This is a genomic window from Marichromatium sp. PS1 (genome assembly GCF_041155115.1).
GTDB classification, from domain to species: Bacteria; Pseudomonadota; Gammaproteobacteria; order Chromatiales; family Chromatiaceae; genus Marichromatium; species Marichromatium gracile.
Genome location: NZ_BAAFHB010000005.1, coordinates 188,956 through 203,709 on the forward strand (window position 1 = coordinate 188,956; position 14,754 = coordinate 203,709).

Genomic DNA, 14,754 nt, shown 5'->3' on the forward strand with positions numbered 1-14,754 from the left:
GGGTCGGGGTCAGACGATCTCGCGGATCGCCGCGACCACCTGCCCCGCGTCGGGGATGTAGAACTGCTCCAGCGGCGGGCTGGCCGGGACCGGGATGTCCGGGCCGGTGACCCGGCGCAGCGGGGCCTTGAGGTCGGCGAATGCCTGCTCCATGACCACGGCGGCGATCTCGCCGGCGAAACCGCCGGTGCGGGTCGCTTCGTGCAGCACCACCAGACGTCCGGTCTTGCGTACCGAGGCGAGGATGGTCTCGCTGTCCAATGGGGTCAGGGTTCGCAGGTCGACGACCTCGACATCGACGCCCTCGCCGGCCAGCCGTTCGGCCGCCTGCATGGCGACACCGAGCATCTTCGACCAGGTGACGACGGTGACATCGGTGCCGGCGCGCTTGATGTCGGCCTTGCCGATGGGGATGGTGTAATCGTCCTCCGGCACCGCGTCCGGGGCGAAGTAGAGCCCCATGTCCTCGATGAAGATGACCGGGTTGTCGTCGCGGATGGCGGACTTCAACAGCCCCTTGGCGTCGGCCGGGGTGGCGGGCATCACCACCTTCAGCCCCGGACAGTGCGCGACCCAGGCCTCGAGGTTGTGCGAGTGCTGGCAACCGGCGCCGAAACCGGCCCCGCTCTTGATCCGCACCACCAGCGGGAAGCGGGTCTTGCCGCCGGAGAGATAGCGCAGCTTGGCGGCGTGGTTGATGATCATGTCCGAGGCCAGGGTGAAGAAGGGGTTGAACATCACCTCCACCACCGGGCGCAGCCCACCGGCGGCGGCACCGACCGCGAGCCCGGCGATCGCCGCCTCCGACACCGGGGTGTCCTTCACCCGCCCGGGACCGAAGGCCTCGAGCAGCCCCGCGGTCGGCATCATCGGGCTGTCGTGGATGCCGACCCCGATGCCCTCGCCGGCGAGAAAGATCCGTGAATCGCGCGCCATCTCCTCGCGCAGCGCCTGATTGACCGCCTGGCCCATTCCGAGTGTTTGCATCGTCATCTCCCCCTCACGCGACCCAGACATCTTCAAGCGCCTCGTGCGGCTCGGGCCACGGGCTCTCCTCGGCAAAGCGCACCGCCTCGGCGACGGCGGCGGCGGTGCTCGCGCGCAGGTCATCGAGCTCGGCATCGGACAGCTCGCCGTGTGCGCGCAGCGTCTCGCTCAACCGCTCGATGGGACAGCGCGCCTTCCAGGCGGCGATCTCCTCGGCGGGCTGGTAGCGCTGTGGGTCACCCTCGCCGTGACCGCGCCAGCGGTAGGTCATGCACTCGATCAGCGTCGGTCCCGCGCCGGCCAGAGCGCGCTCGCGGGCGCGCCGGGTGGCCTCGAACACCGCCGGCGCATCGTTGCCGTCGACCTGCTCGCCCGGCATGCCGTAGGCATCGGCGCGGGTCGCCAGTGACTCGATCGGGGTGTGCTCGTCATAGCCCTGCGCGGCGGCATAGCGGTTGTTCTCGCACACGAAGACCACCGGCAGGCGCCAGAGCCCGGCGAGGTTGAGCGCCTCGTGGAAGGAGCCCTCGCTGGTCGCCCCATCGCCGAAGAAACAGGCCGTCACCGCCGCCTCGCCACGATACTGCTGCGCGAAGCCCAGCCCGGTGGCGATGGGGAAGCCGCCGCCGACCACCGTGGTGGTGCAGAGCGCGTTGACCTCGGGCACCGCCAGATGCAGCGTGCCGCTCTTACCCTTGTTGCAACCGGTGCGCCGACCGAAGATCTCGGCCATCAGCGCCTTCGGGTCGGCGCCGCGAGCGAGCAGGTGGTGATGACTGCGATGATTGGTGACGATGACATCCGCCGGCGACAGCGCGGCGCAGGCCCCCGAGCCGACCGCCTCCTGCCCCGTCGCCAGGATCATCATGCCGTGGATCTTGTCGGGCTGCTGGCACAGCTCGGTCAGGGTTTCCTCGAAACGCCGCGCCAGGAGCATGGTGCGCAGCATCTCGAGCCTCTGCTGGGTGGAAACGGTCATCAGGAACACTCTCTAAACGTTTCGTCGCTGTCACGGGATCGGCCGGTTGCCCGCGCCGATCTCCGGGACCTATGGCGAGGATCGAGACCCTGCCCTCCCCCGGCAACGACCGCACGCCAGGGACCGGCCAGGGGACCTCGAACCTGGGATCAGCCTATCCCGCCCCCCCTGCTCTGATAAGACGGCAGAATCGCCAAGGACTGTTGCACTGATGCACCAATCAACCCATGACTGGTGTGCTCGCTCCACCAGGAGCGGACGCGCCGCCCGCCGCCCCAGCGGGAGCGCCGCCATCGCGGCACGCGACCGCGGGAGGAGTCCGCCCCGACGCTTTGCTAAACTCCCATGCCCATGTCCTTCACCCCACATCGAGTGGTGTTATGTCAGCGGCCCGGACCAGCCAGACGCATCCCTTGCAGATCGCCGAGGTCCGAGCGAGCCCGTCGCACGGCCGGATCGGGATCACCTTCTGCCCGGGCAAGCAGGACCCCTTCGCCCACACCGGCGCCTGGCGACGCGACCTCGCCGCCGATCTCGACGTCATCGTCGCCTGGGGCGCGGCCCTGGTGCTGACGCTGGTCGAGCCCGCCGAGCTGGTGACGCTCAAGGTGCCCGAGCTGGGCGAGGCGGTGCGGCGCCGGGGCATCGACTGGCGTCACCTGCCGATTGCCGACTACTCGGTGCCGAGCCCGGCCTTCGAGACCCAGTGGCTCACCCACGGCCCCGAGATCCGCCAGCGGCTCCGCGATGGCAAGGCCGTGCTGGTGCACTGCCGGGGAGGGCTGGGCCGCGCGGGCATGATCGCCGCCCGTCTGCTCGTCGAGCTGGGCATGGACCCCGAGACGGCGATCCGCGAGGTTCGTGGCGCGCGCAAGGGCGCCATCGAAACCTCCTCGCAACTCGCCCTGGTGCGCCGCACCCGACCCATCGACTGAGCCAGGAGCCACGATGATCTCCGCCAGAGCACCCGTGGACACCGACGCCATGCAGCGCATCGGCGGCCAGTTGGGCACCAACCCCGCGGGTCTCTTCCAGGACGCGGACGGACGGCGTTACTACGTCAAGACGCTGGAGTCGCCGATGCACGCGCGCAACGAGATGCTCGCAGCCCGCCTCTACGCGCTGACCGGGGCGCCGACCCTGACCTATGTGCGCACCACGCGGACCGATCAGGTCGCAACCGAATGGGTCGAGCTCGACAAGCGCTGCGTGGCCCACCTCAGCGAGCGCGAGCGCAGACAGGCCCGACGCTGGTTCGGCGTGCACGCCTGGACGGCCAACTGGGACGCCGCCGGCTTCGACGGCGACAACCAGGGCGTGGTCGACGACCGGGTGCTGACGCTCGACCTCGGCGGCGCGCTGTCGTTCCGCGCCCACGGCGACCCCAAGGGCAAGGCCTTCGGCACCCGGGTGGATGAGCTCGACGTGCTGCGCGATGACGCCGGCAACCCGCACGCCGTCAGGCTCTTCGGCGATATGCGGGCCGAGGCCATCGCGGCGGCCATCGCGGTGGTGACACGGCTCCCGGACGCGCGCATCCGCGCGGTCATCGACGAGGGCGGCGGCAGTCAGAAACTCGCCGACAAGCTGATCGCGCGCAAGGCGGACATGGCCGCGCGGCTCGATGCCATGGCCTCGTTCAGAGAGGCGCGGCAGACACCGACGGCCTGACCGGCGCAGACCACCGCCCCGTGCGAGCCGAACCGGCCCGGTCGAGACAGCAGCGAGCACCAGGGCCAGTCCGCACCCCGCCCCCACCTCCCCCATCGGTGAGGATCCCCCTGTCAGGCGACGCAGAGCCCGGCGGCCGGATCACAGCCGGCCGCGCCGCCGACCGCCTCCCAGAAGCAGCCGTTGCCCGCGACCACGCGCCGGATCGCCCCCGCGCGTTCCAGCACGGCGAGATGGCGCTCCAGCTCCGGTGCGGACAGCTCGAGGATGGTGGCCAACTCGACCGGGGCCATCCGCCCAAGGGTGTGGATGAGCTCAAGCAGCCCCTCGGCGCCACCGCGCGGCGCGCGCCAGCACAGCGCACCCTCGCTCAGGCTCTCGATCACCGCGCGCATGTTCGCCAAGCCCTGATAGCCGTGCAGCGCCAGCGCGCGCTCGCCGAAGACGAGCCGGAAGCTCGGGAAGCCGCGCACCCCGGCTCGACGGGTCAGCGCCAGATCGGCTCGGAAGGCGTGCTCGGCGGAGCCGTCCTCCAGACGCCCGATGAAGGTCGCGAGATCGAGCCCGACCTCGTCGGCCAGCTCGATCAGCACCTCACGCCGTCCGGTCTCGCGCGCCTCGGCGGCCGATGCCTCGCGGAGACGACGCAGATAGCGCGGCGCCAGCCGCGGATCGGCCAGCTCGGCGGCCTTGCAGGCGATGTTCTGCGGATGGGTCGAGACCGTCTCGGCGCCGAACAGCCGGAAGCCCTCGCTCCGTACCGGCATGCCGTGACGCGCCGAGGCCTCCAGCCAGTGCGCGGCGATCGCCGCGTTGGCCTGTTCGGGGTCGCCGCCGATGGCGTTGGCGCGGTCGTAAAAGGTACGGATGTCCTCGACCAGCCCGCCCATCACCGGGCGGATACGCAACTGATCGCCATAACCGATCCGCAGCGCACGCAGCACCGGCTCGCTCCCCCAGCACCAGGTACAGACCGGGTCGGTGAAGGCGAGGAGTTCGAGGGGCGGCTGATCTGTCATCGGGGGGACCTCATCGGATGGGCGGCCTGGGGCCGGGTGACGCTGGAGCCAGGGTACTGTCGTGCCGGGCCGGTGATAAGATGCGGGATCGCCAAAGACTGTTGCGACAGAGCACCAATCAGCCGTGGACGACTTCAACGACCTGGTCTATTTCACCTCCGTGGTCGAGCACCATGGCTTCTCCGCCGCCGCCCGCGCCACCGGGGTCGAGAAGACCCGACTGAGCCGACGGATCGCGGCGCTGGAATCGCGCCTCGGGGCGAGGCTGCTGCACCGTTCGACGCGGCGCATCGCGCTGACCGAGGCCGGAGAACGGTTCTACGCCCACTGCCGGGCGGCGGTGGAAGGCGCGCGGAGCGCCTACGAGAGCGTCGCCGACCTGCGCCGCGAGCCCGCCGGCACCGTGCGCTTGACCTGTCCCCAGGTGATGGCGGAGAGCTATCTGGCCCCTATCCTCGCGAACTATCTGACCGAGTACCCCAAGGTTGACCTGATGGTGGAGGCCACCGATCGCGTGGTCGACCTGTTCGACGGACGCTTCGACCTGGCGCTGCGCCCAAGCGCCCGCATCGACGAGGCGCTCGATCTGGTGGCCCGGCCGCTGGCCGACGCGCACCGTATCCTGGTCGCCAGTCCCGTCTATCTCAAACGGCGAGGACAACCCACGGGACCAGAGAAACTATCGGCCCACGACGTCATCTGTCGCTCCGAGGAATCGACCGACGGCCAGACGCGCTGGCGACTCACCGGACCGAAGGGGCAGCGCGTGACGCTCCAACTCTCCCCGCGCGTCGAGACCAACGACATGCGGTTGCTGCAAGAGGTCGTCTGCCGCGGGCTCGGGATCGGGATCGGGCTGTTGCCCGAGCCCGTCGTCGCCACGGCGATCCGAGCCGGCACGCTGATGCAGATCCTGCCACAGTGGACCGGCACCACGCACCACATCTATCTGCTCTATCACAGCCCACGCGGCATGCTGCCCTCGGTGCGCAGCCTGATCGACTACTTGATCGAACACCTGCCGGCAAGCCTCCGAGCCGTCTCCAATACCGGCTGAACGCGCCCGGCCGGGGAGATTGAACCGCGAAGGAAAAGCTATCAGCCGCCACTGGGCGCGCTTCCTCCCGCCGTTGACGCAAGACATCAGCCTCTAGCGCCATTATGGGCGCCAATCCTCCCCACTGGGTGCTGGGTGCTGAGGGCTGGGGGCTGGGGGCTGGGGGCTGGGGGCTGGGGGCTGGGGGCTGGGGGCTGGGGGCTGGGGGCTGGGGGCTGGGGGCTGGGCATCGTAGTTTGGCTGCCCACCGATCCAGTGTCATGCACGCGCTGGCGCAACTGATGACCCGAGGCACCGATGGCGACAACCGCCTGGCCGTCACCGCCCGCCATCACCCCAGTGAGGGCGTGACCGATTCAGCGCGGGAGCACGTCGGCGGCAATCGGTATCGAGGCTGCCCGGCTGGCCGCCGCTACCGGGCGACTACCTGGTCGGCGATGCCACGGCGCCGGTGGCCCTGTGCACGCTCTCCGACCGGCCGCCACTCGAACCGCTCACGGAGCTACCTGGGGTGGCGATCGCGGGACGGCTGGTCACGGTGAACCTGGACATCGAGCGGCCGAGATCGCGCTGCGCCTCGGGCTCGACTACCACCAGGACCGACGGCTGGAGCGGCGTTGCAGGATGTCGCACCCAGTCACGCCCTGAGGGAGCAGCGGCGGGGTAGACTCGGCCCTCACCGACACGGACAGGGCCGCACCCATGGACGGACTCCGCCCCCTGATCGGGGAGATCGCCAACCAGCTCTTCACCCAGCTCCGGCCCCTGGTCATCCAGGTCGGCCCGACGCTCCTGGGGCTGTTACTGCTCGCCACCGTGCTCCCCCGCCTGCTCGCCGCGCTTCGGCCCCGCCTGCGCGGCTGGAGCGGCGAGCGCCGGGTGGCGCGCGTGCTCGATCGTCACTGCCTGGCGACCTGTCACGACCGGCTGCTGGCGGACGGGCGCGGCGGCTGGACACAGATCGACCATCTCGCCCTCACCGCCGAGACGATCTGGGTGATCGAGACCAAGCACTTCGGCTGCCACATCCTCGGGCGCGCGCACGAGGCGCGCTGGACCCAGCGCTGCGGACGCAACCAGCATGATTTCCAGAATCCGTTGCGCCAGAACCACGCCCACCTGCAGGCGGTCCGGGCACGACTCGGTGACGCACACCAACCACGCGGACTGGTGGTGTTCAGTGGACGCGCCAGCTTTGCCCGCGGGAGACCGGCGGGCGTGACCACGCTGGCCGAGCTGCCCGAGGTCCTGGGCGCATCAGCCGGCCAGAGTGCCCCCATCGCGCTACAGCTCGCCTGGGAGGATCTGCTCGATGCCACCCGTGACGACAAAAGCACCCGTCGCGCGCACCTCGACCAGCTCACCGCCCGTCATGGCCGCACGACCGGACGCCTGCGCCGTCGCGTCATCTCCCTGCTCGGACTCATCGGCCTCGCGCTGACGGTACTCGGCTGGCAGTCGCTCACCCAGCCCTGGCGCATGCCGGTTACCGCCCCGGAGCGGCTCGTCGCGCCCGCGCCTGCCCCGACACCCACACCGCGCTCCCAGCACGTCCGAGCCACTGTCGACCAGCCCAGTACCCGGAGCAGCATCGACTGGAGCCACCCCGAGTCCGTCGAGACCGAGGCGTGCAAGCTGGCGATCATCTCGGTGCTGATCGAGGACACGGCGGAGACGCGCCGCCAGCGCGCGGCGGCCTGTGACAAGACGACGGCAACGCCCTGAACGGCAAGAGATGTACCCGATCGTCCCCGACGCCTCGCGGCGCCGGGGACAATCAGGCTAGAGCGTGGACAGGTCGAGCCCCTCGGGCGGCAGACAGGCGGGGACGCAGCTGGCGTTGCGCCAGTCGCTGCCGAAGGTCCAGCGGCGTTCGATCATGTCGCTGAACCAGTCGACCAGCTTGATACCGCCGGCGCTGTCCTCGCTGAAGAAGTCGTCGTAGAAGGAGACCATGTGGGTCTGCCCCTGGGCGAGGTAGAAGCGATAGTTCCAGGTGGTGAAGGCGGTGCCCCACATCGAGGCGCGCGCGCGGGTGGTCCACTCCAGCCCGGAGAGCAGCAGATGGACCGGATCGAACCAGCGCTCGGGATTGCCGAGGTTGGAGGAGACGTTGAAGAAGAGCACCTGCACGGCGTCATAGGCGCGGGTGTACTGACCGAAACGGGCGTCCGGGTACTGCCAGCCGAGGGTGTTGAGCAGCCCCGGCACCAGCTGGCCGGCGCCGTCGTCGAAGGCCGAGGCGATCTCGGGGTCGAGGTTCTCCTGCGCGCCCCACACCCCGTCGGCCTCGAGCGCGCGCTCGAACAGGTCCTCGGAGATCACCCCGTTGGAGGAGTCGACCAGGACCCGCACCCGCTCGACCCCGGGGAAGCGCCGGGCGAGCGCGGGATAGTTGTAGAGCACGCCGTAACCGCCGGCGCTGGCGCCGACCAGGACGATCTCCTCGGGCGGCTCACCGACCTCGTTGGCGTAATAGTCGGCGAGGTACTCGAGCACCGCGATGACGTTGTCGTGCCCGCGATGATAGATGGTCCAGTCGCCGCCGTCGGGCAGCGGATAGCTGGTGTCGCGCGCGCCCAGGTGCAGGTCGCCGGTGCAGTACGGCAGATAGACCTGGAGATGGTCGCGCAACGGGTTGTCGTCGCGATCGATGTCGAACACCCCGCCGAAGCCTGCCAGCTCCGCGGGGGTCTCGTCGACCTCGGGGTAATAGAGCACGTCGCCGTCGAGCGCGGCGTCGATACAGGTGCCGGCGTCCCAGCAGGCGCCACCGCCGTCGAAGAACAGCAGCAGTCGTGCGGGATCACCGTCGCGGACGAAGAAGGCGTAGTCGGTGTCGGTGGCTACCACCTCACCCTCCTCCAGCCGCGGCGAGCCGGAGCAGGCGGGGGTGCGAAACACCCCGTCGGTGTCGACGAAGGACGCGGCGGCATCGATCCGCTGCCAGTCGTCGGCGCTGGCAACATGGGGCGCGAGCGCGGTGGCGACGAGCAGGGCGCACAGGGTCAGTCTGGAGACTTCCATGGGGCATCACCTCAATGTGATCACGATCCAGGGAGACGCGCCCGACGATTGGCCGGGGCGTGTCTCCCGCTTCCCTCCCCCCGATCCATCGAACAGGGGCGAAGACATGGACGGGCGCGCCGACGCGCCGCGTCATCCAGACGCCATGATACGCCGCGCCCGCCGGCGGCGGGCGCGGGCGCGATCGCGGGGATCAGTCGACCCAGACCCGGGCGTTGCGGAACAGCCGCATCCAGGGCGCATCCGCGCCCCAGCCATCCGGGTGCCAGCTGTGCTGCACGGTGCGGAAGACCCGCTCGGGGTGCGGCATCATGATGGTCACCCGACCGTCGTCGGTGGTCAGACCGGCGATGCCCTCGGGCGAGCCGTTGGGGTTGGCCGGATACTGCTCGGCGACATGACCGTCGTTCTCGACATAGCGCACCGCCACCGCCGCGCGCGCCGCGGCGAGATGGGCCTCGTCGCGGAACTCGGCGCGTCCCTCGCCGTGGGCCACCGCCACCGGCATCCGCGAGCCGGCCATGCCGGCGAGCAGCAGCGAGCGGGTGTCGGCCACCTCGAGCATCAGCGTGCGCGCCTCGAACTGCTCGGAGCGGTTGCGCACGAAGCGCGGCCAGTGACCGGCGCCGGGGATCAGCTCGTGCAGGTTGGAGAGCATCTGACAGCCGTTGCACACGCCCAGGGCGAAGGTGTCGGTGCGCTCGAAGAAGGCCTGGAACTGATCGCGGGCGCGGGCGTTGAAGAGGATGGTCTTGGCCCAGCCCTCGCCGGCGCCGAGCACGTCGCCGTAGGAGAAGCCGCCGCAGGCGACCAGACCGCGGAAGCGGCTCAGCTCGGCGCGACCGGCAACGACGTCGGAGAGATGCACGTCGACGCACTCGAACCCGGCGGCGTGGAAGGCCGCGGCCATCTCCACCTGACCGTTGACGCCCTGCTCGCGCAGGATCGCCATCGGCGGGCGCGCGCCACGGGCGATATAGGGCGCGCTGAGGTCCTCGGCCGGGTCGAAGCCGAGGCTGGCGTTGAGCCCGGGATCGGCGGCATCGGCGATGCGCGCATAGGCCTCGTCGGCGCACTCAGGGTCGTCGCGCAGCGTCTGCATGCGATGGCTGGTCGCCGACCAGGTGCGCTGCAGCTCGGCACGGGTGGCGGCGAACAGGGTCTGCTCACCGCGCCGGATGCGCACCCGACCATCGACCGAGGGCGCGCCGAGACGGGTCACGCAATCGCCCAGACCAACCGACTCGAACTCGGCCAGCACCGCAGCGCGCGCCGCGCTCGGCACCTGCACCACCGCGCCCAGCTCCTCGTTGAACAGCACCGCCAGGTCGTCGACGGCGAGCGGCGCGAGATCGATGTCGAGCCCGCAACGACCGGCGAAGGCCATCTCGGCGAGGGTGGCGAGCAGACCGCCGTCGGAGCGGTCGTGATAGGCGATCAGGTGGCCCTGGGCGCGCAGCGTCTGGATCGCGGCGAAGAAGCCGCTGAGCAGCGCCGGGTCGTCGAGATCGGGCGCGACCTCGCCGAGCTGGCCGTAGACCTGCGCCAGACAGGAGCCGCCGAGCCGGTTGGCGCCCCGCCCGAGATCGACGAGCAGCAGCTCGGTGTCGCCGAGGTCGGTGCGCAGCTGCGGGGTCAGGGTGGTGCGCGCGTCACGCACCGGGGCGAAGGCCGAGACGATCAGCGACAGCGGCGCGGTCATCTCGCGCCGCTCGCCCTCGGGCCCCTGCCACACCGTCTTCATGCTCATCGAATCCTTGCCGACCGGGATGGCGATGCCGAGCGCCGGACACAGCTCCAGGCCCACGGCGCGCACCGTGTCGTAGAGCCGCGCGTCCTCGCCGGGATGACCGGCGGCGGCCATCCAGTTGGCCGAGAGCTTGATGTCGCCGATACGGGCGATGTCGGCCGCGGCGATGTTGGTCAGCGCCTCGCCGACCGCCATCCGCCCCGAGGCCGGCGCGTCGAGCAGCGCCAGCGGGGTGCGCTCGCCCATCGCCATCGCCTCACCGGTGTAGCCCTGGTAGTCGCTCAGGGTCACCGCGCAGTCGGCCACCGGCACCTGCCAGGGGCCGACCATCTGGTCGCGCGCCACCTGACCGGTGATGCTGCGGTCACCGATGGTGATGAGGAAGCTCTTATCGGCCACCGTGGGCAGACCGAGCACCCGCTCGATGGCCTCGTCGAGGGTGATCGCGGTGGTGTCGAGCGGCGCGCGGCGCGGCGTGACGTGGCTGGCCTCGCGGTGCATCTTCGGCGGCTTGCCGAAGAGCAGCGACATCGGCATGTCGATCGGGGTGTCGTCGAGCTGACGATCGCCGAGCTTGAGTTCCTCGGACGCGGTCGCCTCGCCGACCACCGCGTAGGGGCAGCGCTCGCGCTCGCAGATGGCGCGAAAGCGCTCGAGCCGCGCGGCGTCGACCGCCAGCACGTAGCGCTCCTGGGCCTCGTTGCACCAGATCTCCATCGGCGACATGCCGGGATCGGCGTTGGGCACCTCGCGCAGCTCGAAGCGCCCGCCGCGCTCGCCGTCGTGCACCAGCTCGGGCAGCGCGTTGGACAGCCCGCCGGCGCCGACATCGTGGATGAAGAGGATCGGGTTGTCCTCGCCGAGCGCCCAGCAGCGGTCGATGACCTCCTGACAGCGGCGTTGCATCTCGGGGTTGGCGCGCTGTACCGAGGCGAAGTCCAGGTCCTCGGCCGAGGCGCCGGTGGCCATGCTCGAGGCCGCGCCGCCGCCGAGCCCGATCAGCATCGCCGGACCGCCGAGCACGATCAGCGGGGTGCCGGCGGGGAAGGACTGCTTGTTGACGTGCTCGGCGCGGATGTTGCCGAGCCCGCCGGCGATCATGATCGGCTTGTGATAGCCGCGCAGCTCGTCCTCGCCCTCGGCGAGACCGGGGACGGTCTGCTCGTAGGTGCGGAAGTAGCCGGCGAGATTGGGCCGGCCGAACTCGTTGTTGAAGGCCGCCGCGCCGATCGGCCCCTCGAGCATGATGTCGAGCGCCGAGACGATGCGCCCGGGCTTGCCGTGGTCGACCTCCCAGGGCTGCTCGAAGCCGGGGATGCGCAGGTTGGAGACCGAGAAGCCGCACAGCCCGGCCTTGGGCTTGGAGCCCTGGCCGGTGGCGCCCTCGTCGCGGATCTCGCCGCCGGAGCCAGTGGCCGCGCCGGGATCGGGGGCGATGGCGGTCGGGTGGTTGTGGGTCTCGACCTTCATCAGCACGTGGATCGGCTCGGCGTGCGCGCCGTAGACGCCGCTGTCGGGGTCGGCGAGGAAGCGCTGCCCCATGCTGCCCTCGATCACCGCCGCGTTGTCGCTGTAGGCCGAGAGCACGCCCTCGGGCGCGCACTGGGTGGTGTTGCGGATCATCGCAAACAGCGAGCGCTGCTGCGCCTCGCCGTCGATGGTCCAGTCGGCGTTGAAGATCTTGTGACGACAGTGCTCGGAGTTGGCCTGGGCGAACATCATCAGCTCGACGTCGCTGGGGTTGCGCCCGAGCGCGCCGAAGCTCTCGGCGAGATAGTCGATCTCGTCCTCGGAGAGCGCGAGCCCCAACTCGGTGTTGGCCGCGACCAGCGCCGCGCGCCCGCCGCCGAGCAGATCGACGCGACGCAGTGCGCGCGCCTCGGCGCGCACGAACAGCTGCTCGGCCTCCTCCAGCGCGCCCAGCACCACCTGGGTCATGCGGTCGTGGAGCAGCTCGGCGGCGCGCGCCAGCAGCGCCGCCTCGGGCACCGTGCCGTCCTCCAGGGTGACGTAGTAGGCGATGCCGCGCTCGATGCGCTCGACCGCCGCCAGCCCGCTGTTGTGGGCGATATCGGTGGCCTTGGTCGACCACGGCGAGATGGTGCCGGGGCGCGGCACCGCCAGCGCCAGCCCGCCCTCGGGGTCGTGCTGGGGCAGGCTCGGGCCATAGCTCAGCAGGCGTTCGAGCACCTGCTGCTCGGACCAGTCCAGCGGGCGCGAGAGCTGGGCGAAATGAACGTATTCGGCATAGACCCGCAGCGGACGGGCGGTATGCGCGCTCAGCCGCTCGGCGAGCTTGCGTAGACGGAGATCGGAAAGGGCGGGCGCGCCACGGAGGACCAGCATTGGCAATGTGCTCATGGTTCGGGTTTCAAGCGAAGACCGAACATGATACTTGACCAAGGCCCCAAAAATCGCCACCCGGGACGCGATTTTCGCCCCGGGTGGCGCCCCAACCGTCGGTTGCCCGGGGCGCGACTCAGGCGCCGGGCTCGCCGGGTCGGTCGAGCAGCAGCGCATCGCGCAGCTGCAGCGCGCCGACCCCGAGCAGCCCCCCGATCACCACCAGCAGATAGATCACCGCGACGGGCTGCTGCAACAGCACGAAGCCGAGCAACGCGAGCCCCGCGGCGAGTTCCGGCAGACCGCCGCGCCACTGGCGGCGGCGCGCACCGGGACCACCCCGACGCTTCGGGGTACGGACGAACTCGCTGCGATGACCGAGCAGCGCCTCGGCCCCGGCGCGGGCATTGGAGAGCAGCAAGCCGCTGGTGAGCACCAGGGCACCGGCGACCTCGCGCGCGGTCTCCCGCACCCCGCCCCCGTGACCGGCGAGCAGCAGGAAGCCGACCGGCGCGACCAGCCCGAGCACCGAGGCGGTGATCGCCACCGTGCCCAGCAGCGCTCCGCCGACCGCCGCCCCGGCGATGAACGGCAGCCCCATCAGCAGACACAGCGAGCCGAGCAGGAAGGCCAGCGGCTGGGCCAGCTCGAGACCGATCAGCAGCTTCTGCCACGGCGCCAGGCGCGGGCTCGACCAGACCATCGGGGCGAGCTTGAGGAAGCACTGGGCGAAGCCCTTGCTCCAGCGAAACTGCTGGGCGCGCCAGGCGCGCGTCGAGGTCGGCAGCACCGCCGGCACCTCCAGCGCGCCGAGGAAGGCCGAGCGCCAGCCGCGCAGGTGCGCGCGCAGACTCAGATCCAGGTCCTCGGTGAGGGTGTCGCCGTGCCAACCGCCGGCGGACTCGATCGCCGCGCGACGCCACACCCCGCCGGTGCCGTTGAAGGGCACCGGCAGGCCAAGCCGCCAGCGCGCCTCCTGCTCGACGCGGAAATGGGCATCGAGCAACCGCGCCTGCACCCGGGTGAGCAGGCTGTGGTCACGGTTGCGGTGCGCCCAGCGGGTCTGCACATAGGCCAGCCCCGGATCGGCCTCGAGCACCGCCACGGTGCGACGCAGGAAGTCCGGCGGCGGCGCGAAGTCGGCGTCGAAGATCGCCACCAGCGGCGCCTCCGAGCACTCCAGTCCGGCGGCCAGGGCGCCGGCCTTGAAGGCGGTGCGCTCGCGCCGGTGGATCAGCTCGACGCGCAGCCCGGCGGCACGGGCGCGGGCCACCGCCTGCTCGCTGAGCGCCAGCGAGTCGTCGGTGCTGTCATCGAGCACCTGTACGTGCAGCCGCTCGCGCGGCCAGTCGAGCGCGGCCATGTGTTCGAGCAACGGGCCGATCAGTTCGCCCTCGTTGTAGAGCGGCAGCTGCACCAGCACCTCGGGCAGTCGCTCGGGATCGAGTGCGGCGCTGGCGAGCGCTCGCCGGGGCGCGAGCAGGCGCGCCAGACTCAGGGTCGCCAGATTGGCGGAGAACAGCGTCAACACCACCAGGGTGAGCGCGAGGAGCGGAATGAGCAACCATTCCAGTGCAGTCATAGCGATCGGTATCCGTCAGGCTTCAACAACACCACCCCGACGCCGTAGACGTCGGGGTGGCAGGGAGGTGGCGGCGTCACGCGGACGCCGGCGCGGGAAAATCACTGGGATCGATGAGGGATTCTACGCCCTCGCGGGACGGACGCAATGCGGCCAGCGGCCAGCGGCCAGCGGCCAGCGGCCAGCGGCCAGCGGCCAGCGGCCAGCGGCCAGCGGCCAGCGGCCAGCGGCCAGCGGCCAGCGGCCAGCGGCCAGCGGCCAGGATTGAACCGCAAAGCCGCGAAGCGCGCAAAGTGAATGATGTGTGATGTCGGCGTGCGGCCGCAGGCGGTGCGGGTC

General features: G+C 70.7%; 11 protein-coding genes. 5 read left to right on the top strand and 6 right to left on the bottom strand.

Annotation, left to right across the window (positions count from 1 at the left end):
* Positions 1-9: 9 nt before the first annotated feature.
* Entirely contained in the window at positions 10-987 is a 978-nt protein-coding gene (locus ACAM26_RS13175; RefSeq protein ID WP_132230612.1) for an alpha-ketoacid dehydrogenase subunit beta, read from the bottom strand.
* Between the two features lie 13 nt (positions 988-1,000).
* The gene (locus tag ACAM26_RS13180) at positions 1,001-1,966 is read right to left on the bottom strand and encodes a thiamine pyrophosphate-dependent dehydrogenase E1 component subunit alpha (protein ID WP_369613870.1); all 966 of its coding nucleotides are present in this window, start codon (positions 1,964-1,966) and stop codon (positions 1,001-1,003) included.
* 380 nt (positions 1,967-2,346) lie between these two features.
* On the opposite strand from ACAM26_RS13180, the gene ACAM26_RS13185 reads away from it, so the two are divergent.
* Together ACAM26_RS13185 and ACAM26_RS13190 are read left to right on the top strand one after the other, a co-directional pair.
* The gene (locus ACAM26_RS13185; protein ID WP_123142684.1) at positions 2,347-2,901 is read left to right on the top strand and encodes a cyclin-dependent kinase inhibitor 3 family protein; all 555 of its coding nucleotides are present in this window, start codon (positions 2,347-2,349) and stop codon (positions 2,899-2,901) included.
* Positions 2,902-2,914: 13 nt separating this feature from the next.
* A complete protein-coding gene (locus ACAM26_RS13190) occupies positions 2,915-3,637 on the top strand; it encodes a hypothetical protein (protein ID WP_369613871.1) in 723 nt (240 codons plus the stop codon).
* A gap of 113 nt (positions 3,638-3,750) precedes the next feature.
* On the opposite strand, the gene ACAM26_RS13195 is transcribed toward ACAM26_RS13190, so the two are convergent.
* A complete protein-coding gene (locus tag ACAM26_RS13195; protein WP_369613872.1) occupies positions 3,751-4,656 on the bottom strand; it encodes a DsbA family protein in 906 nt (301 codons plus the stop codon).
* A gap of 124 nt (positions 4,657-4,780) precedes the next feature.
* Here ACAM26_RS13195 and ACAM26_RS13200 point away from each other — a divergent pair, with 124 nt between their 5' ends.
* The 3 genes from ACAM26_RS13200 to ACAM26_RS13210 all read left to right on the top strand — a co-directional run bounded on the left by ACAM26_RS13200 (position 4,781) and on the right by ACAM26_RS13210 (position 7,438).
* Positions 4,781-5,713 (top strand): LysR substrate-binding domain-containing protein, encoded by a 933-nt coding sequence (locus ACAM26_RS13200; protein ID WP_369613873.1) that lies wholly within the window; start codon positions 4,781-4,783, stop codon positions 5,711-5,713.
* Positions 5,714-6,107: 394 nt separating this feature from the next.
* Positions 6,108-6,380, top strand: coding sequence for a hypothetical protein (locus ACAM26_RS13205; RefSeq protein ID WP_369614059.1), 273 nt, complete (start codon positions 6,108-6,110; stop codon positions 6,378-6,380).
* A gap of 35 nt (positions 6,381-6,415) precedes the next feature.
* Positions 6,416-7,438 (top strand): nuclease-related domain-containing protein, encoded by a 1,023-nt coding sequence (locus ACAM26_RS13210; RefSeq protein WP_369613874.1) that lies wholly within the window; start codon positions 6,416-6,418, stop codon positions 7,436-7,438.
* Positions 7,439-7,495: 57 nt separating this feature from the next.
* On the opposite strand, the gene ACAM26_RS13215 is transcribed toward ACAM26_RS13210, so the two are convergent.
* The 3 genes from ACAM26_RS13215 to ACAM26_RS13225 all read right to left on the bottom strand — a co-directional run bounded on the left by ACAM26_RS13215 (position 7,496) and on the right by ACAM26_RS13225 (position 14,415).
* Entirely contained in the window at positions 7,496-8,740 is a 1,245-nt protein-coding gene (locus tag ACAM26_RS13215) for a pectin acetylesterase-family hydrolase (RefSeq protein WP_369613875.1), read from the bottom strand.
* A gap of 193 nt (positions 8,741-8,933) precedes the next feature.
* Positions 8,934-12,836 carry a phosphoribosylformylglycinamidine synthase gene (purL, locus tag ACAM26_RS13220; protein WP_369614060.1) on the bottom strand — a complete coding sequence of 1,301 codons (3,903 nt, stop codon included), beginning with the start codon at positions 12,834-12,836 and terminating at the stop codon, positions 8,934-8,936.
* 133 nt (positions 12,837-12,969) lie between these two features.
* Positions 12,970-14,415 (bottom strand): glycosyltransferase, encoded by a 1,446-nt coding sequence (locus ACAM26_RS13225; RefSeq protein WP_123141391.1) that lies wholly within the window; start codon positions 14,413-14,415, stop codon positions 12,970-12,972.
* Positions 14,416-14,754 lie beyond the last annotated feature (339 nt).

What these genes read in the sequence shown, in the direction of transcription:
- ACAM26_RS13225 (WP_123141391.1), bottom strand. Translation starts at nt 14,415, where the DNA reads ATGACTGCACTGGAATGGTTGCTCATTCCGCTCCTCGCGCTCACCCTG.
- ACAM26_RS13210 (WP_369613874.1), top strand. Translation starts at nt 6,416, where the DNA reads ATGGACGGACTCCGCCCCCTGATCGGGGAGATCGCCAACCAGCTCTTC.
- ACAM26_RS13190 (WP_369613871.1), top strand. Translation starts at nt 2,915, where the DNA reads ATGATCTCCGCCAGAGCACCCGTGGACACCGACGCCATGCAGCGCATC.
- ACAM26_RS13195 (WP_369613872.1), bottom strand. Translation starts at nt 4,656, where the DNA reads ATGACAGATCAGCCGCCCCTCGAACTCCTCGCCTTCACCGACCCGGTC.
- purL (WP_369614060.1), bottom strand. Translation starts at nt 12,836, where the DNA reads ATGCTGGTCCTCCGTGGCGCGCCCGCCCTTTCCGATCTCCGTCTACGC.
- ACAM26_RS13180 (WP_369613870.1), bottom strand. Translation starts at nt 1,966, where the DNA reads ATGACCGTTTCCACCCAGCAGAGGCTCGAGATGCTGCGCACCATGCTC.
- ACAM26_RS13175 (WP_132230612.1), bottom strand. Translation starts at nt 987, where the DNA reads ATGCAAACACTCGGAATGGGCCAGGCGGTCAATCAGGCGCTGCGCGAG.
- ACAM26_RS13215 (WP_369613875.1), bottom strand. Translation starts at nt 8,740, where the DNA reads ATGGAAGTCTCCAGACTGACCCTGTGCGCCCTGCTCGTCGCCACCGCG.
- ACAM26_RS13185 (WP_123142684.1), top strand. Translation starts at nt 2,347, where the DNA reads ATGTCAGCGGCCCGGACCAGCCAGACGCATCCCTTGCAGATCGCCGAG.